Raw genomic sequence first — 365 nt, forward strand, 5'->3', positions numbered from 1 at the left:
GTTCGGCCAGATGCCTTCGGCGATCACCACGCCCCGCTTCACGCCGTCGAAAAACCTGGCATGCAGCACCAGGTCCCCGCGGCGGTTGCCGACTTCGACACGGCCGCCATCCTCGATGCCGAGCGCTTCGGCATCTTCGCGGTGGATGAGCAGCTCGGGCCTGCCCTCCTTCGCCTTCGACACCGGCGTTTCGGCAAAACTCGAATTGAGGAAATTGCGCGCCGGCGAGGTCGCCAGCCGGAACGGATGCTCGTCATCCGCGACCTCGATCAGCTCGACATGGTCGGGGAATTCCGGCAGCCGCTCGACCGGGCCGAACAGGCCCATGCTTTTCGGCGGCCGGTTGGGCGCCGACTGCCCTGTCC

At 66.8% G+C, this 365-nt stretch carries 1 protein-coding gene; it reads right to left on the reverse strand.

Features of this window, described 5'->3' with window-relative positions:
- A partial coding sequence (locus tag EN852_RS36445; RefSeq protein WP_281407842.1) for a molybdopterin dinucleotide binding domain-containing protein occupies positions 1-365 on the reverse strand: 365 nt, incomplete at both ends.

Source organism: Mesorhizobium sp. M2E.F.Ca.ET.209.01.1.1 (genome assembly GCF_004010375.2).
In the GTDB taxonomy this organism is placed as follows: Bacteria; Pseudomonadota; Alphaproteobacteria; order Rhizobiales; family Rhizobiaceae; genus Mesorhizobium.